The sequence below is a fragment of the Aeromonas sp. MaB10011B genome, assembly GCF_017939325.1.
Lineage (GTDB): Bacteria > Pseudomonadota > Gammaproteobacteria > Enterobacterales > Aeromonadaceae > Aeromonas > Aeromonas caviae.
In genome coordinates this window covers 17,092-42,641 of the sequence record NZ_JAGKRK010000095.1, presented here as the reverse complement: position 1 = coordinate 42,641, position 25,550 = coordinate 17,092, and the positions used below count along the sequence as shown (strand labels likewise).

Below are 25,550 nucleotides of genomic sequence, written 5' to 3'. Positions count from 1 at the left end.
CTTCGTTCCCCGTCGCGTCTCCCCAGATTTCCGGGCCGGGACTCCGACCTCACAGACAGTGAAAGGATGATGAAACCACAACGCTACCTTATTCCTCTCCTGCTGATGGCACAGGGTGCGACCGCCGCCGAGGCCGTCGGCCCCCTGCCGCCCGTTCCCGCTCCGGTGCGCACCCAGGGGATGAGCTTCGAACAGATGGCATCATCGCCAGGCACCCTGTCCCTGCGCGGCAATGCGCCAGACAGACTGGCCGACTTCACCGTGCGGCGGGACGAGGTGGTGACCCGGGCCACCCTGGATCTGAACTTCACGCCATCGCCCTCCCTGCTGCCGCTCATCTCCCAGGTCAAGGTCTATCTCAATGACGAGCTGATGGGGGTGACGGCCCTCAACCAGGATCAGATGGGGACGATGACCCATGCCAGCATCGAGCTGGATCCCCGCTATGCCAAGGATTTCAACCGCCTCAAGGTGAGCTTCGTCGGCCACTATCGGAAAGTGTGCGAGAACCCGGCGAGCGATACCCTCTGGCTCAACGTCAACCGGGACAGCAAGCTGACCCTGCAGTTGCAGACCCTGCCGGTGCGCAACGAGCTCTCCTTCTTCCCCATGCCGTTCCTCGACGTGCGGGACAATGGCAAGCTGACTCTGCCCATGGTGTTCACGGGCTCAGTGCCCCCGGAGCAGCAGCAGGCGGCGGCGGTGCTGGCCTCCTGGTTCGGCACCAAGGCCCAGTGGCGGGGCCAGCATTTCCCGGTGCTCATCAACCAGTTGCCGGATCGCAACGCCGTGATCTTTGCCACCAATGACGCGCGCCCCGATTTCCTGGTGGACTATCCCGAGGTGAAGGGGCCCACCATCGACATGATCAGCTCCCCCGACAACCCCTATGTGAAGCTGCTGCTGATCCTGGGGCGGGATCAGCAGGATCTGCTGACGGCGGTGCAGGGGCTGGCGCGAGGCGATGTCATGCTGCGTGGCCAGAGCGTCATGGTGGACGAGGTGAAGCCGCTCTTGCCGCGTCAACCCTACGATGCCCCGAACTGGGTGCGACTGGATCGCAAGATGCGCTTTGATGAGCTCACGGAGTACCCGGGCCAGTTGCAGGCAACGGGACGCACGCTGTGGCCCATGAGCCTGACGCTGCGCCTGCCGCCGGATCTCTATCTGCTGGGGGAGAACGGCATCAGGACGGAGCTGAAGTATCACCATACCTCGCCCACCCTGCGCGACGGTTCCCGGCTGGATGTGGGGGTCAACGGCCAGCTCATGAAGTCGTTCACGCTCGAGCCCGGCGAGGTCAAGAGTGAGCGGTTGCTGACCCTGCCGCTCTGGTTTGCCGACGACGGCGACACCATGGCGCTGCGCATGCCCGGGCTCAAGACCACCCAGGCCAACAGCCTGAGCTTCTCGTTCGAGTATGCCCAGCAATACATGGGAGGGACGGAGGATGGCCGTTGCGATCTGGTGATGCCGCCTGCCCATCAGGTGCGCATCGACGAGGGCTCCACCATCGACTTCACCGGTTATCGTCACTTCATCGAGATGCCCGACCTCAAGGCGTTCGCCTATGCCGGCTTCCCGTTCAGCCGGATGGCGGATCTCGCCGACACCCAGATTGTCATGCCGGCCAGACCCCATCCCGGGCAGATCACCACCTTGCTCGATGCCATCGGTGCCATCGGGGCCGAGACCGGGTATCCGGCGCTCTCCCTGCAGGTTCTGGACGACTGGGAGCGGGCGCGCACCGCGGATCGGGATACCCTGCTCATCGGCACCCTGCCGGAGGAGTTTCGAGGGGATCTGGCTCCCGACGCCCTGCTGCAATCCACGCGCAGCTGGGTCAACGAGCCAACCCGCCAGCACAAGGGGGATCTGCTGCACACCATGGCCGATCGCCAGCCCCAGGCCCGGGTGGGCATGACGGGCAACCGGGCCATCGCCGTCATCCTGGGGCTGCAATCGCCGACCCATGATCAGCGCAGCCTGGTCGCACTGCTGGCGGATGGACCGGCGGGGGTCACATTGCTCAATGATGTCCTGCAGACCCGGACCCTGCGCGATCAGGTGGCAGGCTCGGTGGCCATCATCCGGGAATCCGGGGTGAAGAGCCTGGTGGTGGGGGATCGTTACGAGGTGGGCTACCTGCCGTGGTGGGAGCGTCTCTGGCAACTGTTTGCCCGTTATCCGGTGCGTCTTGCCGGGCTGACCCTGCTCTGCATGCTGGTACTGGGCTGGGGCCTGCGGGTGCTGCTTGCCAGTGCCAGTCGTCGCCGTCTGAAGGAAGATTAAGAGATGACTCAGATGAAAAAAGTCTGTGGTGCCCTGCTCCTCTGGGCCCTTTGTTCCCTCCCGGCGTAGGCCGTCTGCCACTGGCCGGAGTGGGATCACTTTCGCCAGCACTACATCAGCGAAGAGGGCAGGGTCATCGACCCTGCCGACGGGCGCCGCATCACCACCTCGGAAGGCCAGAGCTATGCCCTCTTCTTCGCCCTGGTCAACGATGACAGGGAGACCTTTGCCCGCCTGCTCGACTGGACGGAGCGGCAGCTCGCCCGCGGGGATCTGACCGGCTTCCTGCCATCCTGGCTCTGGGGCAGGCAGCAGGACGGCAACTGGGGCGTGCTGGATGCGAACAGCGCGTCCGATTCGGATCTCTGGATAGCCTACAGCCTGCTGGAGGCGGGTCGCCTGTGGGACAACCACAGCTACTCTGCCCTCGGCACCCTGTTGCTGCGCCGCATCGCCCGGGAAGAGGTCGCCACGCTGCCGGGTCTCGGCCCCGTGTTGCTGCCCGGGGCGAAAGGCTATGAGGGGGAGGGACGCTGGACCCTCAACCCCAGCTATCTGCCTCCACAACTGCTGGCCAGATTCGCCTCCTTCAAGGGGCCCTGGGGCGAGATGCGGGCCCTCTTGCCCAAGCTGCTGCAGGAGAGTGCGCCCCGTGGCTTTGCCCCGGACTGGGTGGACTGGCAGGCCGACAAGGGATGGCAGGTGACGGCGGACAAGGACGACACCGGTGGCTATGACGCCATCCGCGTCTATCTCTGGCTCGGCATGCTGAGCGAGGAGGATCCCGCCAGGGCTTCTCTGGTGGCCCACTTTGCCCCCATGCTGGCGCAGCTGACCGAATCGGGTCATCTTCCCGAGCGGGTCTCCAGCCAAAGTGGACAGGTTCAGGGCAAGGGGCCGAGCGGCTTTGCCGCCGCCCTTCTGCCCCTGTCACGGGGCTTGCCGGCGCAGGTCACCTTGCGCAAGCAGGTCTCCGATCACGGGCTGGATACGGATGCCTACTACGGCAGCGTGCTGACCCTGTTCGGCGCAGGCTGGGATCAGGGGCGTTATCGCTTTGCCGCCGACGGTACCCTGCAGCCGGATTGGAGCGAATCATGTCAGGCAGAGTGACCCTGGGGTGCCTGCTCGCCTGCCTGATGAGCGGAGCCCTGGCGCAAGGGACGGTACAGCCGGTGGCCTGGCTGCTGGAGCAGGTCAGGATTGGCTAGGCCCGTGGGCGGGAAGATCTCGTCAGCAACAGCCTCTATTCCCTCTCCCTGGTGGAGCCCGATCATCCGGAGCTGCTGGCAGCCCAGGCCCGTCAGGCCCTGCGCCAGGGCAAGGTCAAGGAGGCCGGGGCACTGCTGGCCCGCCTTGGCAAGCAAGACCCCGACTCTGCGCTCTATCGTCAGGGCATGGCCAACCTGGCCCTGAACGAACCGGCCAGGCGCCAGCAACTGCAACAAGCCAGGCTGCTGACCAGCGCCGGCAGGCTGGAGGAGGCCGAGCGTCTCTATCGCTCCCTGTTCTCCGGTGATTTGCCCCCCAATCTCGACGTGGCGGTGGATTATGCCCTGTTGCAGACACGGATCCCGGCCATGAAGGCAAAGGGGCTGGCGGCCCTGGAGGCACTCAACCGGCAATATCCGGGTGAGCCCAGAGTGCGGGGCGGGCTGGCTCGCCTCTATCTGGCGGAGGGTCGGCGCCAGGGGGCGCAGAACCTGTTGCGCGAGATGGCGCGAGATCCCTATCAGCGGGACGAGGCCGCCGAGATCTGGCTCGCGGACATCGAATCCCTGCCCATCGGGCCCGGGAGCATTGCTGCCTTGCAGGAGTACATGGTGCTCTTTGGCGAAGGGGATACTACCAAGGCGGAACAGCTGCTCGCTACCCAGGAGGAGAAGTGGGCCTCGCCTGCCTATCGCGCACGCCAGTCGGCGCTCGCAAGCACGGCGGGAGGTGGTGCCTCCATCTCCCGCTTGCAGCGTGCCCTGGCTGCCAACCCGGGGGATCCTGAACTCATGGGGGCCCTGGGGCAGGCCTACTCCCGCAACGATCAGCGAGCGCTGGCCATCGCCCAGTTTGAACGGGTGCTGGCACACCCCGAGGTGACCGACAAGGACAAATGGCGCAGCCTGCTGGCTACCAACCGCTACTGGCTGCTGGTGAGCCAGGGGCGCAGCGCCCTGGAACGGGAGCAGTGGGATGAGGCGGCGACCCTGTATCGCCGTGCCATCGCCCAGGATGGGCGTGAGCCCGAAGCCTGGCTGGGGCTTGGAGACAGCGAGCGTGGCCGCCATCGCGATGCCGACGCGGAGTCTGCCTACCGCAAGGCGCTCGCCATGGGGAGCGCGCGGGAGCGGGCCCTGGCCCGCCTGTTCGATCTCTACAAGGAGCAGGATCCGGCACGTGCCCTGGCCCTGCTGGAGCAGCAGGGCACCCCCGGGATGCAGGCCGAAGGGCGGCGGCTCAAGGCCGGGCTGTTGCAGGAGGAGGCCGATCAGCTTGATCGGGCCGGCAAGGTGGCGGCGGCGCTGCGCCTTCGCGAGCAGGCACTTGCGCTGACCCCGGAAGAGGTGTGGCTGGCCTATCGAGTGGCCGATACCCGGGCCCGCCTCGGGGAGGCTGGCAGCGGGGAGCGGCTCTTGCGAGAACGGCTGGCGGCGCACCCGCAGGATGCCACCCTGCGCTACGCCACCGCCCTCTATCTCTCGGGGCAGGACAAGATGGTGGAGGCGAGAGGGGTGCTGGCCGCCATCCCTAGGTCCGGCTGGACACAGGACATGGATGCGCTGGATCAGCGCCTCGCCCGCGGCGAGGTGCTCGCCAGGGCGAGGGCGCGTCACGAGGCCGGGGATGATGAGGGGGCCGAACGCCTGCTTCAGCCGTTGCAGCCGGATGAAGAGGTAAGCCTGATGCTGGCGGAATGGGCCACGGATTGGGGGGGCTATGCACTGGCGGAGCAGCGCTATCAGGAGGTGCTTGCCCGCACGCCGCAACAGCCCGAGGCCAGGCTTGGCATGGCCGAACTGGCCCAGGCCAGGGGCGATCTGGCAAAGGCCCGTCACTGGCTGCCCGCCTGGCCGGTCAGCCCGCTGCCCCCGGAGGGGGCCAACTACTACCGCCGGGTAGCCAATCTCTATCAGGCGCTGGGAGAGGGCGAGACAGCCCGCGCCATCTTCACCGACTACGAACCCCTGGTGGCGCTGCAACCGGCCTCCCAGCAGGCGGCACTGTTCTGGCGCGATGCCGCCCGCCAGCGCGTTGCCGAGCATGATGTGGAAGAGGCCCTGGTGCGGGATCGCAAGGGGCTGGTGGCCGCAGGTCTGGCCCCCCGCGAGGATCTGGAGGGGGGCGAGCTGACCCGGCTGGCCCGCAGTCAGGATGGGGAGGGGTGGCTGGCATCCGGCCTGCGCAGCGATCTCGACAGGCATTACCGGCAGAGCCAGACCACCTTCTCCCTCGACAGCGATTACTGGGGCTCCAGCGGTACCGGGGGCTACTCGGATTTGCGGGCGCTGACCCAGATGGCGCAACTGGATACGCCGCTGGCCGGTGGTACCGCCTTCGGCCGCCTTGAACTGGTCGACATGGATGCCGGAGATCTGCCGGACTCCCCTTACCGGGCGCAGTTCGGTACCTGTGCGGCCAGGGACTGTCGCGGGGACGCGCACCAGCAGAGCCGGGGGACCACCCTGGCGGCAGGCTGGCAGCGGGGGGCCTGGGCGTTCGATCTGGGGACCACGCCCCTCGGTTTCGAGGTGGTGGACTGGGTTGGTGGCGCCACCTTGACCGGTGACTGGCACACGCTGGGGTGGGGGATGACCCTCTCGCGTCGGCCCGTCAGCAGCTCGCTGCTCTCCTATGGGGGAACGGTGGATCCGGGCACGGGCATCAGCTGGGGCGGGGTGCGGGCGAACGGGGTCCGCCTCGATCTCAGCCGGGATCTGGGAGGGGCCGTCGGGTTCTGGGGCAGCGCCCAGCAGCACCTGCTGACCGGCAAGAACGTGCCCGACAACTGGCGCACCCGGCTCATGGGAGGGGGCTATTACAAGTTCGTCAACGAGACCCATCGCCGTGCCAGCGTGGGGCTCAGCACCATGCTGTGGCACTACCAGCAGGATCTGGGGGGCTATACCCTGGGGCAGGGGGGTTATTACAGCCCGCAGGGGTACTTCTCGCTCTCGGTGCCGGTGAGCTACCGGCAGCGTACCCCGGACTGGTCGTGGGAGCTGGGTGGATCGGGATCCTGGTCCTACGCCCGTACTGACGACAGTCGCCGCTACCCGCTGGAAGGCCTGTTGCCAAGCGGTTTGCCAGACAGAAATGCGCCTGTGAAAGGGGGCAGTAGCAGTGGATTCGGCTACACCCTGAATGGCGTGGTGGAACACAGGCTGACGGAGCACTGGCGCATCGGTGGCCGGGTGGACATCCAGCAGGCGGATGACTATGCCCCCAGCCATGTCACCCTGTTCCTGCGCTACACCTTCAAGCCCTGGCAAGGGGATCTCGATATGCCGCCAAGGCCTCTCACTCCCTACGCGGACTTCGACTGACAGGGGCGCCCGTCATCACCGGGCGCCCTTATTTCAGATAGGAACGCAGTACCCTCACCACCTGATCCAGATCCTCCAGCCGCTCGGCATGGGTCGCCTCCTCGGCGCCAAGATGCTCGCGCATGTGTCCCTCCAGCACCTCCAGCATCAGGCCGTTGACGGCGCCGCGGATGGCGGCAATCTGCTGCAGGATGGCGGCGCAGTCTGTTTCCTGTTCCAGGGCGCTCTCCAGGGCGCCGGTCTGCCCCTTGATGCGCCTGACCCGAGCCAGCAGCTTCTTCTTGTCGTGAACCGTGTGTGACATGCAGGATCCTCTCGATCAATAAAACTATACTGGGGTATAGTATATAGCATCCTCGTTTTCAGGAGAAATCCATGCCATCCCTCGCCACATCCCACTGCCACCACCCCGTCGTCCACGAAGGGAATCCCCTGGCCGAACAGAAGACCCGCTGGGCCGTGCTGCTCACCGTCGTCATGATGGTGGCGGAGATCGGTGGCGGCTGGTTCTACAACTCCATGGCGCTGCTGGCCGACGGCTGGCACATGAGCTCCCATGCCCTGGCCCTCGGCCTCTCGGTGCTGGCCTATCGCGCTGCCCGCCACTTCGCGCGGGATCACAGGTTCAGCTTTGGTACCTGGAAGATAGAGGTGCTGGGGGGCTTCAGCAGCGCCCTGCTGCTGGTGGGGGTGGCGGGGTTGATGCTGTTCGAGTCGGTGGCCAGGTTGCTGGACCCCAGCCCCATCCATTATCAGCAGGCGATCGGCATTGCCCTGCTGGGCCTGCTGGTGAATCTGGCCTGTGCCTGGCTGCTCAGGGACGATCACGGCCATCACCATGGTCACGACCACCATCACGGTCATCACGACCACTCGCACGATCACCACCACGGCCATCAGGATCTCAACCTGCGCGCCGCCTACCTCCACGTGCTGGCGGACGCGGCCACCTCGGTGCTGGCGATTCTGGCGCTGGTGGGAGGCATGTTCTGGGGGGCGGACTGGCTGGATCCCCTGATGGGCATCGCCGGGGCCGTGCTGGTGGCGGTGTGGGCCAGGGGGCTGCTGCGTGATACCGGGCGCGTCTTGCTGGATGCGGAGATGGATGCGCCCCTGGTGGACGAGATCCGCGAGGTGATCGCCGAGCTGCCTGGCGCCGAGATCCGCGATCTGCACGTCTGGCGGGTGGGGCAGACGCAGTATGCCGCCGCGATGTCGTTGCAGATGGCGACCCCGGTCCCGGCACAGGCGATCCGCGAGCGCCTCGCCATCCACGAGGAGCTGGTGCACCTGACCATCGAAGTGTCTGCCGACTGACGCCCCTGGCGGGCGTCAGCGGGGAGGCTCGCTCCCCTGATCCTGCCAGAGGGAGCCCAGCATCAGCCTCAGCAGCAGTCCCGGCGGGTCGTCGAGCAGGCGGCCCGGCTCCAGCAGCAGGTGGCCGTCGGCATGAAAGCTCAGGCTGGCGTGAACCTTGCCTTCCTCGCCACACACCTGGAGGAGGCCGTTCAGGGAACCCCCCTCGCCGGGTTGACAGCGCAGCCGCAGCTCCCGTGGTTCCCCCAGCAGGGTGAAGGCGCGGGCGAGGGGCGGGCTCTCTTCATAATCCGGCCAGTTGAAGAAGTGATAGCGTTCGGCGAGCACGCCGGCCTGCTGGCAGAACTGATCGAACAACTGGGCAATGCCCTGATACTCCTGGTCCAGCCGCCTGGCCTGCTCCTCAATCCGTTTCATCACCCAGCCCCCTCTATCCATTTGATTGGACATTGATTTCGTCACTCGCTCCCCTCTTCCCGCTGGTATGGGCCGAAAGCGGTGCCAGGTCTGTGAGCGCGATCGAGTTTTCGTTATGAAAACGTTATCTTGTTGATGCGGATTGGTTTTTTTTGCCCATCCGCTCACATTTACGGCAATTCCCGCTGATTAATATGACACCGCTCGGCAATGACCGGGTACTCGGATATCGAGACTAACTACAGCGGGAATTATAAAAAAATGGATATGAAAAAGACCAAAGTGGCGCTGGTAACAGCCTCACTGCTCGCGCTTTTGTCAGGCTGTAACGACAACAGTTCTTCTGCTCCTGCCCCTCAGGATGAGCCCGTCGCTCGTCTTCCCAACGTCCAGCCCCCGGCCGAACTGCTGACGGCCGGCCCTGACGAAGCGGTCATCGCCCTGGTGGATACCCAGACCAGCGCGGCGCGCGGTGTCACCGGCCCGTTCGCCAGCCACAGCCTGCACCTGTGGAACAACGATGCCTGCAACTCGACCTCGGAGGGCGGCCTCAACACCGGTTGGGATGACAAGAGCAAGACGCCGTCCGCGGCGGACAGTTTTGGTCCGGCCTGGGTCGTGCCGCTCTCCAAGATGGAAGGCTGCATCAACTTCATCGCCCGCAACGGCGATCTCGCGAACCTGACCGGCAGCGACATGAAGGTGGTCTTCAACGATCACCCGGATCGCACCGTGGCCATCGTCGCCGGCAAGAACGAGATCTTCGGCAGCCGGGCGGAAGCCTTCACCGCCGCCTTCGGCGTGGCGGGGGCCAGTGCCCATCTCATCGACGACAACACCCTGATTTGGCAAGGGGGCAAGGACAAGCCCTATGTGCGCCTCTACTACACAGAGTCAGGCACCATCACGGCAAACAGCGAGGGCGTATTCGATTTCCCCTACCTCAAGCTGACTCCGACCAGCCTGACCGAAGAGCAGCAGGCCAAATACCCGCACCTCAAGGATGCCGCCGCCTTCGCCCTGCCTGCGGGAAAAGATCTCAAGCCCCTGCTCAAGGGTGAGCTGGTCGCCATCGGGACCGATGCGGACGGCATCCTGCAGGGGGCGACCCTGGTGCAGAGTGCCGGTGCCCTCGATGCTCTTTACAGCGAAGCGGCCACCAAGCTGGCCTACGGCGCCGTGGTGGAGGGGGGCAATGTCACCTTCCGGCTCTGGGCGCCGACCGCCAAGTCGGTCAAGCTGGCGCTGTTCGACGAGCAGCACAAGTCGCTTGGCGAGCGCGCCATGACCCTGGACGAGGCCAGCGGCAGCTGGAGCGTGCAGGGGGGCAGCGATCTTGTCGGCAAATACTACCGCTACGATATCCAGGTCTATCACCCGGTCAGCCGCAAGCTGGAATCCTATCAGGTGACCGACCCCTACTCCCTGAGCCTGGCGATGAACTCCGAGTTCAGCCAGGTGGTGGATCTCGACGATCCGGCCCTCAAGCCGGAAGGCTGGGACAGCCTGAAGGCGCCCCACAGCCAGAAGAACCCCGCCGACATCACCATCTATGAGGCCCACGTCCGGGATCTGACCGGCAACGACGAGTCGACGCCGGTGGAGCACCGCGGCAAGTTCCTCGGGCTGACCGACAGCGACAGCGTGCCCGTCACCCACCTGAAATCCCTGGCCAAGAGCGGCGTCAGCCACCTGCACCTGCTGCCGGTGTTCGACATCGCTACCGTCAACGAGGATCCGGCCAAGGTGGCCAACATCGGCGATGACTTCAGCAAGCTGTGCGAGGTCAATCCCGAGGTCAAGAACTCCAGGTTTGCCAGCCACTGTGGTGGCGGCGAGACCATCGAAGCCGTGCTCGGTGATCTGCAAGCCAGCGACAGCAAGGAGAACCCCGTGGTGCAGGAGCTGTACGGCTATCTGCGCGGGGTGGACTCCTTCAACTGGGGCTATGACCCCTACCACTACACCACCCCGGAAGGCTCCTACGCCACCAATGCGGAGGGGGCGACCCGGATCAAGGAGTTCCGCGAGATGGTGCAGGCCATCAAGCAGAACATCGGCATGAACGTGGTGATGGACGTGGTCTACAACCACACCAACGAAGCGGGTCTCGGTTCTAAATCCGTGCTCGACAAGATTGTGCCCTGGTACTACCAGCGCCTCAATCCGGAGACCGGTTCGGTGGAAAATTCCACCTGCTGCTCCAACACGGCGCCGGAACACGCCATGTTCGCCAAGCTGATGGATGACTCCCTGGTCACCTGGGCACGGGACTACAAGATCGATGCCTTCCGCTTCGACCTCATGGGCCATCACCCGAAAGATCAGATGGTGCAGGCCCTGGCCGAGGTGAAGAAGGTCAATCCGGACATGTACTTCTACGGCGAGGGGTGGAACTTCGGCGAGGTACAGGATGACAAGCGCTTCGTACAGGCGACCCAGAAGCACCTGGCCGGTACCGGCATCGGCTCCTTCTCCGACCGGCTGCGTGATGCGGTGCGCGGCGGCAGCCCGTTCGACGGCGGCGAAGCCATTCGCAAGACCCAGGGCTTTGGCAACGGCGCCCTGGTGGATGCCAACGAGCTGGACGGCGTCGATCTCGCCACCGCCCTGCATCAGTCCGATCTGGTGCGCCTCGGCATGGCGGGCAACCTCAAGGAGTTCGTGCTGACCGACAAGGACGGCATACCGAAGAAAGGCTCCGACATCGACTACAACGGTCAACCGGCGGGCTATGCCCAGGATCCGACCGAAATCCAGAACTATGTCGACAAGCACGACAACCAGACTCTGTTCGACAACCTGGTGTACAAGGCACCCGCCGGGGCCGACCTGGTGCGGATGCAGGGGGTCTCTCTGGCGACCGCCATGCTGGGTCAGGGCATTCCCTTCACCCACGCGGGTGTCGAGCTGCTGCGTTCCAAGTCCATGGAGCGGGACAGCTACGACTCCGGTGACTGGTACAACCGGGTCGACTACGGCTTAAGTGACAATAATTTTGACAAAGGGCTGCCGCGCAAGGACAAGGACGAGGCCAACTACGAGCTGATCGAGCAGGTGCTCGGCCAGCACGCCAAGCCGGGTTCGGCCGAGATGCATCAGATGGTGAACTTCTACCAGGAGCTCTCCGAACTGCGTCAATCCTCTCGTCTGCTGCGTCTTGGCAGCGGCGCCGAGGTGATCAAGCGGGTCGACTTCCGCAACACCGGCCCTGAGCAGATCCCGGGTCTCATCGTGATGAGCGTGGATGACGGGGTGGGCGCCGGTGCGGATCTGGATCCGGCCATCGACGGCCTGGTGGTGATGATCAACGCCACCAATCAGCCCCAGAGCATCGGCGATTTCCGTGACGGCAAGGATCAGCCCATCGATCTGACCGGCATGGTCCTGAGCGGTGCCCACCGTGACTCCGACAGCATCGCCAGCGGTGCGGCCAATGACAGCGGTCAGCTGACCCTTGGCGCCTGGTCGGCGGCGGTGTTCGTCAAGCCGCAGAGCGGTGCCCAAGGCGCAGGGCTGCCGGTGAGCAAGAAGACGGATCTGAGCACCTTGCCTCCCTTCGGTGACACCGAGGTGTTCGTACGCGGTTTCCTGAATCAGTGGGATCCGGTCAACAAGATGAACTTCAGTGGCAATTTCACCTATGAGTTCACCACCGAGGTGACGGCGGATCAGCTGGGGTCGACCCAGGTGAAGATCGCTGGCAACGAGTGGAGCGGCCCCGTCAATTACGGCAAGTGCAGCGATACCGACCAGCTTGCGACCGGCCAGGTCAATACGCTCTGTGCCAATGGCGGGGATCTGCCGTTCAACGTGGAGAAGGCTGGCACCTACAAGTTTGTCTTCACCGCCATGAACAAGGACAAGCCCACCCTGAGTGTCAGCTACACCGAACCGGCGCAGAGCTGCAAGGTGCTGGATACCGTCGCGGGCAATCCGCTCGGCTTCCCGCTCTATGTGCGCGGCAGTCTGAGCGACTGGAACGCCCAGCCGGCCTACCAGCTGAGCTACAAGGGGATGGAAGGTAACCTCGCTATCTATCAGGCCGCCTTCAACTACGCGGGCAGCTTTGACTTCAAGTTTGCCAACGACGATGGCAACTGGAGCAAGCAGTTCTTCGTGAAGGATGCCGGTGGCACCCTGATCGCACTGGAGCCCGAGCAGGTTTACCCGCTCCAGCACGGCGACGGTGGCATGGGCAACAACAGCATCACGCTGGAACAGGGTCTGTGGAGCTTCCTGGTGAAGGTTGACCCGACCCAGACTTCCGGCGAGGTGGGCAGCGTCATCATCCAGGAGTGCAGCGCCAAGTAAGTCTTTCCCATCGAGCCCGGGGCTGGCTCGGCAGCCCCGGGTTGAATTCCGCCTCGCCAAGGGCGGGATAACACCGAGAGAGTAAGCAAAGCGCGACTGCCGACCGGCAGCCGCGCTTTTTCTTTGCTCGTGGGCGAGGCAATAAAAAAGCCGCCCCGTTGGAGCGGCTGTTGGTTGTGCAGTTTACGGCCGGACTAGCGTTTTCGCAGCAGGCGCAGGGCGTTGGCGGTGACCAGGGCGGTGGCGCCGGTGTCGGCCAGCACCGCAATCCACAGGCCGGTGATGCCGAGCAGGCTGGTGACCAGGAAGATGGCCTTGAGCCCCAGCGCCAGCGCGATGTTCTGGTGGATGTTGGCCAGCGCCGCGCGGGAGAGCCGGATCATGGCGGCGACCCCGCCGAGCTGGTTGTGGGTCAGCGCCGCATCGGCGGTTTCCAGCGCCACGTCGGTGCCGCCTCCCATGGCGATGCCGATGCTGGCCCGCTTCATGGCCGGTGCATCGTTGATGCCGTCGCCGATCATGGCCACCTTGCGGGTGCTGGCGAGCTGGCTTATCTCCTCTACCTTGCCTTCCGGCAGCAGGCCGGCGCGCCAGCCCATGCCGAGCTCGGTGGCGATCGCCTCGGCGGCGCGGGGGTTGTCCCCGGTCAGCATGATGCTCTGCAGGCCGAGCTGGTTGAGCTCTTGCAGCGCCGCAGCCGCTTCCGGCCGGATCTGGTCGCGCAGGGCCAGCAGGGCGGCCGGGGCGGCGTCGGGCTGACCGAGCACCACCACTGTCTTGCCTTGCAGCTCCAGGGCGGCGACCCGGCCCCGTGTTGCGTCATCGAGGGAGGCGACCCGACTCGGCGCCAGCAATTGCCAGAGAGCGCCGTCGATGCGACCCTCTACCCCCATGCCGGGCAGGGCGCGCAGATCCTGGGCCGCCGCCAGGGCAAGACCCCGCTTCCCTGCCGCCGTCACCACGGCGCGGGCCAGCGGGTGGTGGGAGCCCTGCTCGATGGCGGCCGCCAGCGCCAGCAGTTCGGCCTCCGGCTGGCCATCGAGGCTCACCAGTTCGGTCAGCTGCGGCTTGCCCAGGGTCAGGGTGCCGGTCTTGTCGAAGGCCAGGGTATCGATGTGGGCCAACCGCTCCAGCGCGGCGCCCCCCTTGATGAGGGCACCCTGCCGGGTGGCTGCCGCCAGTGCCGAGGTGACCGCCGCCGGGGTGGAGATGACCAGGGCGCAGGGGCAGCCGATCAGCAGCAGCGCCAGCCCGCGATAGACCCACTCGTCCCAGCTCTGGCCGAAGGCGAGCGGCGGTACCAGCACCACCAGCAGGGCGACCAGCATCATGGCCGGGGTATACCAGCGACTGAAGCGGTCGATGAAGCGCTCGATGGGGGCGCGCTGGGTCTCGGCCTCCTCAATGAGATGCAGGATGCGGTCGATGGCGTTGTTGCCGGGTTCGGACACCACCTCGAGGCGCAGCACCCGGTCCGCCGCCAGACTGCCGGCGGGGACCTTGTCACCCCGGCGGCGCTCCACCGGGATGGATTCGCCGGTCAGGGCGCTCTCGTCAAAGGCGCCGAGGGGGTCGAGCAGGCGGGCATCGGCGGCCAGGCGGGTACCCGGGGCGATTTCGATGATGTCACCGGGGCGCAGCTGGTCGGCAGCGACCTCTTCCCGCACCTCGCCCTCGGCAGTGGTGCGGATGCGCAGCGCCTTGTCGGGCACCAGCGCCATCAGGGCGGTGACCCCGGCGCGGGCGCGGCCGGCGGCATAGGCTTCCAGATGTTCCCCCAGCATGAAGAGCAGCAGCACCATGGCCGCTTCGGCGGTTTCGCCGAGGAAGAGGGCCCCCACGGCGGCGACCGTCATCAGGGTCTCGATGGCGAAGGGAGAGCCGCTTCTGGTCAGTGCCCACGCCTTGCGGGCGACGGGCCACAGCCCCCAGAGGGTGGCCAGGGTAAAGAGCGGCTGACCGAGCTGGTTCGGCAGCAGGGCCGCCATCCCCATCAAGCCGGCGAGCGACAGGGGCTGCCAGTATTTGTCGAGCAGGTTGCTGACTCTCTGCATCAGAGGGCTGCGGCCCGGTTCGCTGCGAGCCGTGTTCTGAGCTCCCCCTTTGAGCTGGAAGCCGGCGGCCAGCACGGCGGCGGTGACGGGGTCGGGGGAGAGGCCGGGGGCCAGATCCACCACCAGCTTCTCGGTGGCAAACAGCACGCGGGCCTGCTGTACGCCCTCCACCCGGCTGACGGCGGTCTCTATCTTGCGGGCACAGCTGGGACAATCCATGCCCAGCACCTGCCAGCTATGGCGGCGGCTGTTTTGCTCGGGGGTAGCCAGCGGCGGCTCGGTCGCGGCGGCCGTATGGGCGTGCTCGTGCCCCTGCTCATGATGATCGTGGTCGTGGGCTGTGTCGGTGGCGCAAGTGCCTCTGGGGGGCTCTTCATCCCCCGGGCCGTCTGCGCCACCTTGCCCCTGATGATCGTGGCGGGTCGGGTTGGCGACACCACTGGCCTGTGCCGCGTTGTCGCAGCAGTGGCTGGTGTGGCTGTGCCCGGCCTGTGGGGTGGCGGCCTTGCTGACGGCCTTGATGGGGGCGGCGGCGTGTTGATGGCTGCAGCAGGATTTGCTCATGATGCGTTCCTCTTGAGGGATCCCGCCCCTGCGGGATCCTGGATGACTGAGCCGAGTGTAAACCTTGGTGTAAAGTCCAAGGTCAAGCCCTCTTCTCCTCTTTGTCCGGGTCCATGCCAGTGGCCGCTGATCTGCCCCTGGAGCAGGGGGGACGCAAAGGGATGCCAAATCCCTTTCATTAGCGGGTGTTTGTCATCCCGTGGCGGGCCTATACTGGGGACCCTGGATCCCACATCAATCATCAAGGACCTAACATGAGCAATACCGTCACCCTGCAAGGCAACCCCGTCTCCGTCTCCGGTCACTTCCCCGTTGCCGGTGAGCAGGCCAAGCCCTTCTCCCTGGTTGCTGGCGATCTGTCCGATGCGACCCTGGCGACCTTCGCCGGCAAGCGCAAGATCCTGAACATCTTCCCGAGCGTCGACACCCCGACCTGTGCCACTTCCGTGCGCAAGTTCAACGAGCAGGCAAGCGCCCTGAACAACACCGTCGTGCTGTGCATCTCCGCCGACCTGCCGTTCGCCCAGGCCCGTTTCTGCGGCGCCGAGGGTCTGGACAAGGTGGTGAACCTCTCCACCCTGCGTGGCGTCTCCTTCCTGCAGGACTACGGCGTGGCCTTCTCCTCCGGCCCGCTGGTGGGTCTGGCTGCCCGTGCCATCGTGGTACTGGATGAGCATGACAAGGTGCTGCACAGCGAGCTGGTGGCTGAAGTCGCCGACGAGCCGAACTACGCCGCCGCCCTGGCCGTTCTGTAAGTCGCGCCACAGGCTGATTGCCTGACGGCCTGCCCCGTTCACACGGGGCAGGCCGTTTTTATTGCGCTCCCGAACCTTTTACTTATGGGGTGGGTCTGGCTAGACTTCGCCTCCACATCCTCGTTCAGCCTGTATCTGCGATCCCCATGACGTTTGACGAACTCGCCCTTGACCCCGCCCTGTTGCCCCTGCTGCCCGCAGCGCTGGAAAAACCGACCCCCATTCAGCAGCTAGCCATTCCTGCTGCCTTGTCAGGACGGGATCTGCTTGCCCTGGCCAGGACCGGCAGTGGCAAGACCCTGGCATTCGGCCTGCCGCTGCTGCAGAGGCTGGACGCAGCCAGCGACCGGGTACAGGGATTGGTACTGGTACCCACCCGGGAGCTGGCAAGCCAGGTGAGCGCCGCCCTGCAGGAGATTGCCGACGGGTTGGGGGTGCGCCTTCTGACCCTGTGTGGCGGGGTGGCCCAGGAGTGGCAGGAGCGGGAACTGGCTCTCGGCCCCCAACTGCTGGTGGCGACCCCCGGACGGTTGCGGGACTTGCTGGCCCAGCAGACGCTGGGGCTGGGTGCCCTGCGCATGCTGGTGCTGGATGAAGCGGATCGCCTGCTGGAGATGGGGTTCTGGCCCGATATCCAGTGGCTGATGAAGGCAATGCCGGAGGCGCGGCAGCAGATGCTCTTCTCCGCCACCTTGCCGGTCGAGCTGGAGAGCCTGGCCTCGGGCCTGCTGCAGGATCCGGTGCGCATCGAGGCCGAGCCGCTCAACAGCCTGGTGAACGACATCGAGGAGCGGCTCTATCTGGTCAACAGGAGCAGCAAGGTGCCTGCGCTGATCGCCCTGCTGGAGGCCGGAGAGTGGCCCCAGGTGCTGGTCTTCATCAGTGCCAGGGACGACGCGGACGGGGTGGCCAAGAAACTCGCCAGGGCTGGCATGACGGTGGCAGCCCTGCACGGAAACAAGGATCAGGCCACGCGGGAGCAGGCGCTGGCGGATTTCAAGGAGGGCAGGGTGCGGGTGCTGGTGGCCACGGATCTGATGGCGCGCGGCATCCACGTGGAGGCATTGCCGGTGGTGATCAATCTGGATCTGCCGGACCATGCGCCCGTCTACGTGCATCGTATCGGTCGTACCGCCCGTGCCGGGCAGAGCGGTCTGGCCATCTCCCTTACCTGCCACGGGGATGGGGAGGCGCTCGAGGGGATCCGGGCCCTGACCGGTCGGCCCCTGCCCCTGGCGGCGCTGGCAGGTTTTCCGGTGACCGACAAACCCGCCAGCGGGGAGAGCAAACGGGCGCCAAGAGACAAGCAGGCGAACCGTCGCACCCAGGGCAAGCGCAGCATCAAGCAGTTCAAGGGCAAATCCTGAGACGGACTTCTTGCCCCCGGCGGGAGCCTGTCGTCGTGAAGGAGAGGAGAGATCGGCAGCGCGCCCGGGGGCGCGCCAAACTACACGGCAAGGGGGTCAGTCGTGGAACTGGTTGATCAGGCGGGAGAGGTTTTGCAGCCGCTCCACCAGCAGGGTGATGCCATCAAGGGCCTGACGGCTGTTGTCCGCGGTGTGGCTCGCCAGTTGGTGGATCTGGTGGATCCCCTGATCCAGGGTGCTGGTGACATCCGCCTGCTGGCTCACCGCCTGGGCTATCTCGTCGCTGGTGTGGGTCACCCGGGCCAGCATCCGGTTGATCTGGTCGAGCACCTCGGCGGTGGCCCCCATGTGCTGCTGGCAGAGCACTGATGTCTGGGCCCCCTGCTCCATGCCATCGGACAGTTGCCGGGTGCTCTGTTGCAGCGCCCCTATCATGTCGCTTATCTCGCCGGTGGAGCTGCGGGTTTTCTGGGCCAGGGCCCGTATCTCGTCGGCCACCACCGCAAAGCCGCGCCCCTGTTCACCGGCCCGTGCCGCCTCGATGGCCGCATTGAGGGAGAGCAGGTTGGTCTGATCCGCAATCTGCCCGATCACCTCCAGAATGCCGTTGATCTTCTGGCTGTCCTGGGTCAGGCGCGCCAGCACGCCCTGGCTGGCGTCCAGCTCCTGATGAAGCCTGTCGACCGAATCCCGGGTTGTGGCCAGCGCCTGCTGGCCACTGGCGGACACCTGCTGGACCTCGCCCACCAGCGCATTGGCCTGGTGGGCATTGTCAGCCACATCGCGGATGGACTGGCTCATCTGGGTGATGGCCGCCGCCAGTTGCTCGCTCTGGGCCCGCTGCTGTTGCAGGTGAGTGTCTATGGTCTGGATATGCCCCCTGTCATCCTCCGCCGCCTGCAGGATCTGCTGGTTGGTGTCCGCGCTGCGACCCACCACGGCGCGCAGCTCCGCCTTCTTCATGCGCAGCAGCAGTTCAAGGGCGGCCAGGCTGTCCTGACGCCTGGCATAGAGTACCTGGCAAAGGGCGCTGCCCTGCTCCTCGCCCGCCGTGGCCAGCAGCCTGGCCAGCCGCCGTTGCAGATGCCAGCCATGCCCCATCTGGGCCAGCAAGCAGAGCAGGGTGATGACTCCCCACCCCGGCTGGCCGGTGACCAGACTGGCCCCCATGCCGAGCAGGGCGGTGCCAGAGAGCAGCAGACACAGCTGCCCCGGCTCCAGGGTCAGCCGGGTCAGCCAGGGCAGTGCCTTGCCGTCACGGATCCGGGCATAGAGCTGCTCTGCCCAGGCGATGTCGTGATCCTGGGGACGGGTGCGGACAGACTGGTATTCGATGATCTGCTGCTGATCGTTGAGGATCGGCGTGACGTAGGCGTTGACCCAGTAGAACTGACCACTCTTGGCGCGGTTCTTTACCAGCCCCATCCAGCTCTTGCCTTGTTGCAGGCGGCGCCACATGTCGGCGAACGCGGCCTTGGGCATGTCGGGGTGGCGGACCAGATTGTGGGGCTCCCCTTCCATTTCGGTCGCGCTGTAGCCCGCCACATCGCAAAAGTGCTGGTTGGCATAAGTGATGTGACTGGCGGGATCCGTGGTCGAGATCAGTGAGATGTGATCGGGGAAACGGATCTCCCCTTCGTGCCGGGTTGTGGTCATGTGCGCATCCTGAATGAGCCAAGTAACTGATAAAGTTATTTTTTATTTTTGTGATTGTTACGGCGTCATTGTAGATGCGGACTGTTACACCACCTTGGCTTGGGTCAATAAATCAACACGGGAAAGGCTGAAAAAAGTCGTAGATGGCGGCTCAGCCGCGGGGAGTGAAGTCGTGGATCTCCCCCGTCCTCGGCTTGAAGCGGGGGTCATTGTCTTCTGCGCTGGCGACCCAGGCCATGGCCTGGCAGAAACTCTCCTGCTTGGCGAAGGCATCCCGGGCCTGATCGATGGCTCGTTCGGCATTGCGCCGCTCCATCTTGCTGGCCTTGCGGTCGCTGAACTGCTTCTGCTGGCTCAACATCCATTCGAGGAAGGCCTGGCGGCATTCGGTTTCATCGGCGGCCTTGGCGGGAAGGGCAACAAACAGGGCAATCAGGAGCAGAGCACGCATGGCAGGATCGGATCACGGGGTTGATGAATGAAAAGAGGCGGCATTTTAGGCCGGGAACTTGAACAGGAACAGTGCCAGGAGGGGTCAGATGTCCCGACCCCTCCCCGGACTCAGTGTTTGACGAGGTAGAGCTGACGGCTGTAGGCCACGTCTTCCGGGTTGTTGATGGGATACCCCTTGAGCCAGGGCTTGATGAGCCGGGCATTGGTGTACTGGTAGATGGGGGCGATGGGGGCCTCCTTCTGCAAGATGGCCTCGGCCTCATCAAACAGGCGGGCCCGCTCTGCGGGATCCTGACTGTTGGCCGCCTGCGCCAGCAGCTTGTCGTAAGCCGGGTTGGCGAACCGGGCCATGTTGCCGCTGTGGCCCGATCCCCAGAGCCCGAGGAAGGCGGAGGGGTCGTTGTAATCGGCGACCCAGGAAGAGCGGATCACCTCGAACTGGCCGCTTTGACGGCTGTCGAGATAGGTTTTCCACTCCTGGTTGGTGAGCTCGACCCGGGCCCCCAGCTTCTGTTTCCACAGGTTGGCGATGGCCAGCGCCATCTTCTTGTGAATTTCCGCCGTGTTGTAGAGCAGGGTCAGCTTGAGGGGATTGCTTGGGCCGTAGCCCGCTTCTTTCAGCAGGGCTCTGGCACGCTCGTCCAGCGCCTGCTGGCTGCTGGTGGAGAGCAGATTGGGCTTGGGGTCGAAGCCGGCGGTCACGTCCGGGGTGAAGTGGTAGGCCGGTTTCTCCCCGGTGCCCAGCACCTTGTCGGCAATCAGGCCCCTGTCGATGGTGTAGGAGAGCGCCTGGCGCACCCGCACATCATTGAGGGGCGGGCGCTGGGTGTTGAAGGCGTAGTAGTAGGTGCCGAGCTGTTCCGGGGTATAGACCTCCCCCGGGATCTGGGCCATCAGGCTCTGGTACTGCTCTTTGGGGAAGGATTCGGTGATGTGCAGATCCCCGGCCAGATAGCGGTGGGTGGCCGCGCTCTCCTGGTTGATGGGCACGAAGGTGACGCGGGTCAGTACCGTGTGGGCGCGATCCCAGTAGTAGGGATTGGGCGTCAGCTCCAGTTTCTCGTTCACCACCCGGTGACTCAACACGAAGGCGCCGTTGCCCACCAGCTTGCCGGGCTGGGTCCACTGGTTGCCATATTGCTCCATGCTGGCCTGGTGCAGGGGCGACAGGCTGGGGTGGGTCAGCAGGCTCAGGAAATAGGGCACCGGCTGGGAGAGGGTCACCTTCAGGGTATGGTCATCGACGGCCTCCACCCCGAGCGCATCGGGGGCCAGCCTGCCTGCCACTATGTCGTCCACCTTGTCGAAGCGAGCGAGCTGGGCGAACCAGGCGAAAGTGGCGGCTTCTCTGGGGTCAACCAGCTTGCGCCAACCATAGACGAAGTCGGCGGCGCGCACGGGGTCGCCGTTGGACCAGCGGGCATCCTGCCTCAGATGGAATGTGAACTGCCGGTTGTCCTTGTTCTCCCAGCTCGCGGCCACCCCGGGCAGCACCTTGCCGTCCGGCCCCTGGGTCAGCAGCCCCTCGTAAAGGTCTCTGAGGACCTGCAGCTCCGGCAGTCCCACCAGCTTGAGAGGGCTCAGGCTCGCCGGTTCATCCTTGAGATGACGGACGACGGCCTGTTCGGCGGCGAGTGGGGTACCGGGCGGCACATCGGCGGCCTGGACGCAGGCACAGCCCAGCAGGACCAGCAGGGGGCTCCATCCTTTCATGGTGAATCCTTCAAAATGTGTGAAGCGGGGAGAAAACTCGGCGAGAATGCATCGCCGGCAGATGGGAAATCATGATATCCCCTTTGCTGGTCAGACCGCCAGCATGAGTCCCATGATATCCGATGCGGCTGTCAACGAGGGGGCGCCGTGAGCGCCAGGAAAAGGAGAGAGTGATGAGAGCATGGATCTTGTTGGCCTGCGTGCTGAGCCAGGGCGCCTGGGCGTTGTCCCCGTGCGAGAAGAGCAGCTCGGTGGGAAGCTGGTGCGAAGTGAACATAGAGGCGCTGCACCCCACCCAGGGCGGCGTCGGTCAGTTGCAGGTGGATACCACAGCCCGGGAGCTGGCGGACAAGAGCGAGAAGCAGCTCGACAAGCTGATGAAAAAGAAAGAGATCCCCATCGTCATCGCGCCGGATGGGGGTTACTGGCTGGTGGACAGGCACCACCTGACCAAGGCGCTGTGGCAGCAGGGGGTGAAGCAGGTCAGGGTCAAGGTGATTGCACGGTTGCAGGACAGGGCCAATTTCTGGAGCCAGATGCAGAACAACCACTGGGCCTGGCTCAAGGATGAACGGGGTCAACCCCTGACTCCCGAGCAGTTGCCCGGCCATATCGGTGAATTGCCGGATTACCCCTACCGCACCCTGGCGGGGCTGTTGCAGGATGCGGGCTACTTCAGCAAGAAGGATCAGGTCTACTTCGTCGAGTTTGCCTGGGCCAGCTGGCTCGGCCAGCAGATGGCCTGGCAGCCGATCGATGAGGTCAACCTTGCAGATCGCCTCGCCGAAGCCAAACGGCTGGCGTGCAGCAGCAAGGCGTCGGATCTGCCTGGTTACCCCGGCAAGCAGTGTCGCGTCAATCAGCCCAGAACAGCGGGTTGAGGGATCCTGCACAAAGGGTCTGGTTGATATTTGTTCTCGATTGGCCATGATACAAACTCCACTCGTGTCGGCAAAGGAGAGGAACATGGAACATCAGAACTGGCAACGCTACATGCTGGAGGCGGAGAACGCCCTTGGCATGGGGGCTCTGGGCACGGCGATCTGCCTCTATCAGCAGGCCCTGGGGGAAGTGTATGAGCTGGCCTCCGGGGATCTGGACGAACTGGCCAGCATGCGGGTCGCCACCTGTCACCGCATGGCCGATTTCTGGCGTGCCATGGAAGAGCCCGCCTATGAACTGCGCTACCTCAAGCTCGCCTCCGAGCTGGTCACCGCCCTGGTGCCCCAGTGCCCCAACCGGGCGTGCGAATCCCTCATCAGTGAGCTGGGCTGCTGCCGCGCCGCCCTGCTCTCCTTCTTGAAGCGCCACCCCAATCCGGAGATTGCCCGGCTTATCCAGGTGCAGGACAGGGTTCAGGGCTGCGAGCTGATAGGCCGGTTCCGTCTCAACTGAGTTCAGCGCCGTTTTTGCAGCTTGCTGGCGATGCGGCTTTGCGCCTCTTCCCCTTGGAGGGCCTGGGCGAAGGCGCGCGCTTCCAGGTCGATGACGAAATGCACCGCCTGTTTGAGCTCCTGCTTGAGCAGCGCCTTGCTCTTCTGGAGCGCCATCGGCGGCTTGGCCGCCAATTTCAGTCCCTGCTCCCGAGCGAAGGGGAGCAGGTCCGCCGGGGCCAGCACCCGGTTGGCGAGCCCGAGACGCAGCGCCTCTTCCCCATCGATGGCCTCTGCCAGCAGCAACAGCTCCGCCGCCTTGAGGTGACCGACGGCGCGTGGCAGCAGCAGGCTGGCGGCAAACTCCGGCACCAGTCCCAGCTCGACGAAAGGCAGTTGCAGCCGGGCGTTGTCACCCAGATAGACCAGGTCGCAGTGCAGCAGCAGGGTAGTGCCGATGCCGACTGCCGGGCCGCCCACGGCGGCGATCACCGGTTTGGGGAAGTCGGCCAGGGTGTGCAGAAATTGCAGGATGGGGTCGTCCGGCTCAAGGGCGTGCTTGCCAACAAAGTCGGCCAGATCGTTGCCGGCGGTGAAGCACTCCGCCTGGCCCTGCAACAGCAGCACATGGACCTCTTCGTCCCGGGCGGCCTGGCGCAGTGCGTCGGTCAGCGCCAGATACGTTTCCGTGTTGAGGGCATTGCGCTTTTCCGGTCGATTGAAGGTCAGGGTGAGCAAGCCGTCCTGCTGTTCGGCCAGAATTGTGAGGGCCATGTCTGAATCCTTGTTGTCGGGGGCTGTCAAAAGCTTGCCACAGGGGTAAGCTTTGTCTCGTTTAACAACATCATAAAAGGATTTCAACCATGTTTAAACGTGCGTTTTATTCCACCATGGCACTGCTTCTGGCCGCCCCGGCCCTGGCCAAGGTCGACGCGATCGATGGTTATGTGCGCCTGCTGCCCCCTGGCTCGCCGAACACGGCGGCGTTCATGGTGCTCAGGAACGATGGGGACAAACCGGTGAAACTGGTGGCGGGAGCGTCCCCTGAGGCGGGCCGTGTCGAGCTGCACACCCATTTGCACGAGAACGGCGTCATGAAGATGCGCCAGGTGGAGAGCATCGAGATCCCGGCCAAGGGGGAGGCCGTGCTCAAGCCCGGCAGCCTGCACATCATGTTGTTCGACATCCATACCCTGGCCCAGGGCACGCCCTTCCCGCTGACCCTGACCCTGGACGATGGTCAGACGCTGTCACTGAGCCTGCCCGTGAAGCCGGTCGAACCCATGAAAGGGATGAAGCACTGACATTTATGGACGCTTGTTCAGCTTTTTACTCTAGGTATTCCTTGCCCAGCGGGTAAAATGATGGCCTTTCCAGTCCAAAATGGAGCGAAGTGATGAAGAAGACCCTGATTGCCGGCACTGTGATGGCTCTGCTCAGCCATGGGGCCATGGCCGCCAATGACTGGCGTTTTGCGGCGGGTGCCGATCTGTGGAATGCCCAGGGAAGTGGCCAGGTCAGCAGCGTGGGTGCCGATGGCAGCTACGACGAGAACTACAACTGGAGCGGCTACCTGCAACTGGAGCACGGCATCCTGCTGCTGCCCAACGCCAAGTTTGAAATGTCCGACTTCAGCAGCAGCGGTGGCAGCTTCAACAACGATCTGCTGGCTTACGACCTGAGCCTCTACTATCGCCTGTTCAACAACGATCTGTTCCAGATCGATCTGGGTCTGACCGGTCGTCGCTACGACGGTGATTTCAACACCCAGCACTACTCCTATGACAAGGATGTGCTGATGGCCTACACCGGGGGTGAAGTACGCATCCCGGGGACCGGCTTTGCGGCGTTTGGCGATATGCGGGTGCAGGATGCCGACAACTACGACTACCGTCTGGGCGGCTCCTACAAGTTCTCTTCCGTGCCGCTCAAGATCCGCGCCGGCTGGCGTGAGGCCGAGATGGACTTCGATCGCGTCGATCAGACCATCGACGGCTGGTTCATCGGTGGTGAATTCACCTTCTGATCTCCCTGAGGAGCACACATGGGCCACATCATAGTGACTGGCGCCGGATCCGGACTGGGCCGCGCCCTGACCATAGGGCTGGTTGAACGCGGCCATCAGGTTTCCATGATGGGTCGCCGTTACCAGAAACTGCAGGAGCAGGAAGAGCTGCTCGGCAAGGCGGTGATCGGCATTGCCGCCGATCTGGCGCACCACGAAGAGGTGGATGTCGCCTTTGCCGCTGCGGTGGAGTGGGGCGGCCTGCCCGACATGGTGATCCATTGTGCCGGTGTCGGTGAGTTCGGCCCGGTGGGTGTCTACACCGCCGAGCAGATCCGCCGGGTGGTGGAGAGCAATCTCATCTCCACCATACTGGTGGCCCAGCAGACGGTGCGCCTCATCGGTGACAAGGGCGGCGTGCTGGCGAATGTGCTCTCCTCTGCCGCCCAGACCGGCAAGGCCAACGAGAGCCTCTATTGCGCCTCCAAATGGGGCATGCGCGGCTTTCTCGAATCCTTGCGGGCCGAGCTGAAGAGTGCTCCCCTGCGACTGGTGAACCTCTATCCGAGCGGGATCCGCAGCGAGTTCTGGGAGAATTCGGATCACGTGGATTCGAGTGGCTTCATGACGCCGGAAGACGCGGCAGCCTACATGCTGGATGCGCTGGCCGCGAGAAGCAGCTGCCATGTGACCGATCTCTTCATCGGTCGCAATGCCTGAAGCGCCGTGAAC

The 25,550-nt window shown here is 64.7% G+C and carries 18 protein-coding genes and 1 pseudogene; 12 read left to right on the top strand and 7 right to left on the bottom strand.

Translation table 11 applies throughout. From position 1 onward, the window contains the following. Positions 1 to 69 precede the first annotated feature (69 nt). The 3 genes and pseudogenes from bcsB (at position 70) to bcsC (ending at position 6,830) form a co-directional block, all read left to right on the top strand. A complete protein-coding gene (gene bcsB, locus J9893_RS20960) occupies positions 70 to 2,292 on the top strand; it encodes a cellulose biosynthesis cyclic di-GMP-binding regulatory protein BcsB (protein ID WP_246875666.1) in 2,223 nt (740 codons plus the stop codon). Positions 2,293 to 2,376: 84 nt separating this feature from the next. Continuing rightward, positions 2,377 to 3,405, top strand: a pseudogene (gene bcsZ / locus J9893_RS20955) (cellulose synthase complex periplasmic endoglucanase BcsZ); the annotation flags it as partial. 149 nt (positions 3,406 to 3,554) lie between these two features. Further along, positions 3,555 to 6,830 (top strand): cellulose synthase complex outer membrane protein BcsC, encoded by a 3,276-nt coding sequence (gene bcsC / locus J9893_RS20950; protein WP_270830002.1) that lies wholly within the window; start codon positions 3,555 to 3,557, stop codon positions 6,828 to 6,830. Between the two features lie 28 nt (positions 6,831 to 6,858). Here the strand turns inward: bcsC and J9893_RS20945 are convergent, their stop codons facing one another. Then, positions 6,859 to 7,134: a metal/formaldehyde-sensitive transcriptional repressor gene (locus J9893_RS20945; RefSeq protein ID WP_041214512.1), complete on the bottom strand. Its 276-nt coding sequence runs from the start codon at positions 7,132 to 7,134 to the stop codon at positions 6,859 to 6,861. 71 nt (positions 7,135 to 7,205) lie between these two features. On the opposite strand from J9893_RS20945, the gene dmeF reads away from it, so the two are divergent. Continuing rightward, positions 7,206 to 8,147, top strand: a complete 942-nt coding sequence (gene dmeF / locus J9893_RS20940; protein WP_167826203.1) for a CDF family Co(II)/Ni(II) efflux transporter DmeF — start codon at positions 7,206 to 7,208, stop codon at positions 8,145 to 8,147. Positions 8,148 to 8,162: 15 nt separating this feature from the next. Here dmeF and J9893_RS20935 read toward each other — a convergent pair whose 3' ends face one another. Beyond that, a complete protein-coding gene (locus J9893_RS20935; protein WP_182935785.1) occupies positions 8,163 to 8,564 on the bottom strand; it encodes a hypothetical protein in 402 nt (133 codons plus the stop codon). Between the two features lie 261 nt (positions 8,565 to 8,825). Between J9893_RS20935 and pulA the strand changes: the two genes are divergently transcribed. Next, a complete protein-coding gene (gene pulA, locus J9893_RS20930) occupies positions 8,826 to 12,878 on the top strand; it encodes a pullulanase-type alpha-1,6-glucosidase (RefSeq protein WP_210600061.1) in 4,053 nt (1,350 codons plus the stop codon). Between the two features lie 194 nt (positions 12,879 to 13,072). On the opposite strand, the gene J9893_RS20925 is transcribed toward pulA, so the two are convergent. Then, complete coding sequence (locus J9893_RS20925) at positions 13,073 to 15,496, bottom strand: zinc/cadmium/mercury/lead-transporting ATPase (RefSeq protein ID WP_210600062.1); 2,424 nt, start codon at positions 15,494 to 15,496, stop codon at positions 13,073 to 13,075. Between the two features lie 254 nt (positions 15,497 to 15,750). Here J9893_RS20925 and tpx point away from each other — a divergent pair, with 254 nt between their 5' ends. After that, entirely contained in the window at positions 15,751 to 16,251 is a 501-nt protein-coding gene (tpx, locus tag J9893_RS20920) for a thiol peroxidase (RefSeq protein ID WP_010672853.1), read from the top strand. A 146-nt stretch (positions 16,252 to 16,397) separates the two neighbouring features. Then, complete coding sequence (locus J9893_RS20915; protein ID WP_210600063.1) at positions 16,398 to 17,618, top strand: DEAD/DEAH box helicase; 1,221 nt, start codon at positions 16,398 to 16,400, stop codon at positions 17,616 to 17,618. Between the two features lie 96 nt (positions 17,619 to 17,714). Here J9893_RS20915 and J9893_RS20910 read toward each other — a convergent pair whose 3' ends face one another. The 3 genes from J9893_RS20910 to J9893_RS20900 all read right to left on the bottom strand — a co-directional run bounded on the left by J9893_RS20910 (position 17,715) and on the right by J9893_RS20900 (position 21,440). Further along, positions 17,715 to 19,274, bottom strand: coding sequence for a PAS domain-containing methyl-accepting chemotaxis protein (locus J9893_RS20910; protein ID WP_210600064.1), 1,560 nt, complete (start codon positions 19,272 to 19,274; stop codon positions 17,715 to 17,717). A 151-nt stretch (positions 19,275 to 19,425) separates the two neighbouring features. Further along, the gene (locus J9893_RS20905) at positions 19,426 to 19,725 is read right to left on the bottom strand and encodes a hypothetical protein (RefSeq protein ID WP_010672856.1); all 300 of its coding nucleotides are present in this window, start codon (positions 19,723 to 19,725) and stop codon (positions 19,426 to 19,428) included. Between the two features lie 110 nt (positions 19,726 to 19,835). After that, positions 19,836 to 21,440 carry an ABC transporter substrate-binding protein gene (locus tag J9893_RS20900; RefSeq protein ID WP_210600065.1) on the bottom strand — a complete coding sequence of 535 codons (1,605 nt, stop codon included), beginning with the start codon at positions 21,438 to 21,440 and terminating at the stop codon, positions 19,836 to 19,838. Positions 21,441 to 21,613: 173 nt separating this feature from the next. Here J9893_RS20900 and J9893_RS20895 point away from each other — a divergent pair, with 173 nt between their 5' ends. Together J9893_RS20895 and J9893_RS20890 are read left to right on the top strand one after the other, a co-directional pair. Continuing rightward, positions 21,614 to 22,321: a ParB-like protein gene (locus J9893_RS20895; protein ID WP_041214520.1), complete on the top strand. Its 708-nt coding sequence runs from the start codon at positions 21,614 to 21,616 to the stop codon at positions 22,319 to 22,321. An 85-nt stretch (positions 22,322 to 22,406) separates the two neighbouring features. Then, on the top strand, positions 22,407 to 22,835 hold the full coding sequence (locus J9893_RS20890) for a DUF2753 family protein (RefSeq protein WP_039039476.1): 429 nt from the start codon (positions 22,407 to 22,409) through the stop codon (positions 22,833 to 22,835). Between the two features lie 2 nt (positions 22,836 to 22,837). On the opposite strand, the gene J9893_RS20885 is transcribed toward J9893_RS20890, so the two are convergent. Then, positions 22,838 to 23,587 carry an enoyl-CoA hydratase-related protein gene (locus J9893_RS20885; RefSeq protein ID WP_041211009.1) on the bottom strand — a complete coding sequence of 250 codons (750 nt, stop codon included), beginning with the start codon at positions 23,585 to 23,587 and terminating at the stop codon, positions 22,838 to 22,840. Positions 23,588 to 23,676: 89 nt separating this feature from the next. Here J9893_RS20885 and J9893_RS20880 point away from each other — a divergent pair, with 89 nt between their 5' ends. From J9893_RS20880 to J9893_RS20870, 3 genes are all read left to right on the top strand, one after another. After that, positions 23,677 to 24,117 carry a copper chaperone PCu(A)C gene (locus J9893_RS20880; protein ID WP_210600066.1) on the top strand — a complete coding sequence of 147 codons (441 nt, stop codon included), beginning with the start codon at positions 23,677 to 23,679 and terminating at the stop codon, positions 24,115 to 24,117. Between the two features lie 92 nt (positions 24,118 to 24,209). After that, positions 24,210 to 24,839, top strand: coding sequence for a TIGR04219 family outer membrane beta-barrel protein (locus J9893_RS20875; RefSeq protein WP_010672862.1), 630 nt, complete (start codon positions 24,210 to 24,212; stop codon positions 24,837 to 24,839). 18 nt (positions 24,840 to 24,857) lie between these two features. After that, positions 24,858 to 25,538, top strand: coding sequence for an SDR family oxidoreductase (locus tag J9893_RS20870; RefSeq protein ID WP_045523363.1), 681 nt, complete (start codon positions 24,858 to 24,860; stop codon positions 25,536 to 25,538). The last annotated feature ends 12 nt before the right edge of the window (positions 25,539 to 25,550 follow it).

Coding starts and splice junctions, on each gene's coding strand:
- bcsB (WP_246875666.1), top strand. CDS start 70: ATGAAACCACAACGCTACCTTATTCCTCTCCTGCTGATGGCACAGGGT.
- J9893_RS20945 (WP_041214512.1), bottom strand. CDS start 7,134: ATGTCACACACGGTTCACGACAAGAAGAAGCTGCTGGCTCGGGTCAGG.
- dmeF (WP_167826203.1), top strand. CDS start 7,206: ATGCCATCCCTCGCCACATCCCACTGCCACCACCCCGTCGTCCACGAA.
- J9893_RS20935 (WP_182935785.1), bottom strand. CDS start 8,564: ATGAAACGGATTGAGGAGCAGGCCAGGCGGCTGGACCAGGAGTATCAG.
- pulA (WP_210600061.1), top strand. CDS start 8,826: ATGGATATGAAAAAGACCAAAGTGGCGCTGGTAACAGCCTCACTGCTC.
- J9893_RS20925 (WP_210600062.1), bottom strand. CDS start 15,496: ATGAGCAAATCCTGCTGCAGCCATCAACACGCCGCCGCCCCCATCAAG.
- tpx (WP_010672853.1), top strand. CDS start 15,751: ATGAGCAATACCGTCACCCTGCAAGGCAACCCCGTCTCCGTCTCCGGT.
- J9893_RS20915 (WP_210600063.1), top strand. CDS start 16,398: ATGACGTTTGACGAACTCGCCCTTGACCCCGCCCTGTTGCCCCTGCTG.
- J9893_RS20910 (WP_210600064.1), bottom strand. CDS start 19,274: ATGACCACAACCCGGCACGAAGGGGAGATCCGTTTCCCCGATCACATC.
- J9893_RS20905 (WP_010672856.1), bottom strand. CDS start 19,725: ATGCGTGCTCTGCTCCTGATTGCCCTGTTTGTTGCCCTTCCCGCCAAG.
- J9893_RS20900 (WP_210600065.1), bottom strand. CDS start 21,440: ATGAAAGGATGGAGCCCCCTGCTGGTCCTGCTGGGCTGTGCCTGCGTC.
- J9893_RS20895 (WP_041214520.1), top strand. CDS start 21,614: ATGAGAGCATGGATCTTGTTGGCCTGCGTGCTGAGCCAGGGCGCCTGG.
- J9893_RS20890 (WP_039039476.1), top strand. CDS start 22,407: ATGGAACATCAGAACTGGCAACGCTACATGCTGGAGGCGGAGAACGCC.
- J9893_RS20885 (WP_041211009.1), bottom strand. CDS start 23,587: ATGGCCCTCACAATTCTGGCCGAACAGCAGGACGGCTTGCTCACCCTG.
- J9893_RS20880 (WP_210600066.1), top strand. CDS start 23,677: ATGTTTAAACGTGCGTTTTATTCCACCATGGCACTGCTTCTGGCCGCC.
- J9893_RS20875 (WP_010672862.1), top strand. CDS start 24,210: ATGAAGAAGACCCTGATTGCCGGCACTGTGATGGCTCTGCTCAGCCAT.
- J9893_RS20870 (WP_045523363.1), top strand. CDS start 24,858: ATGGGCCACATCATAGTGACTGGCGCCGGATCCGGACTGGGCCGCGCC.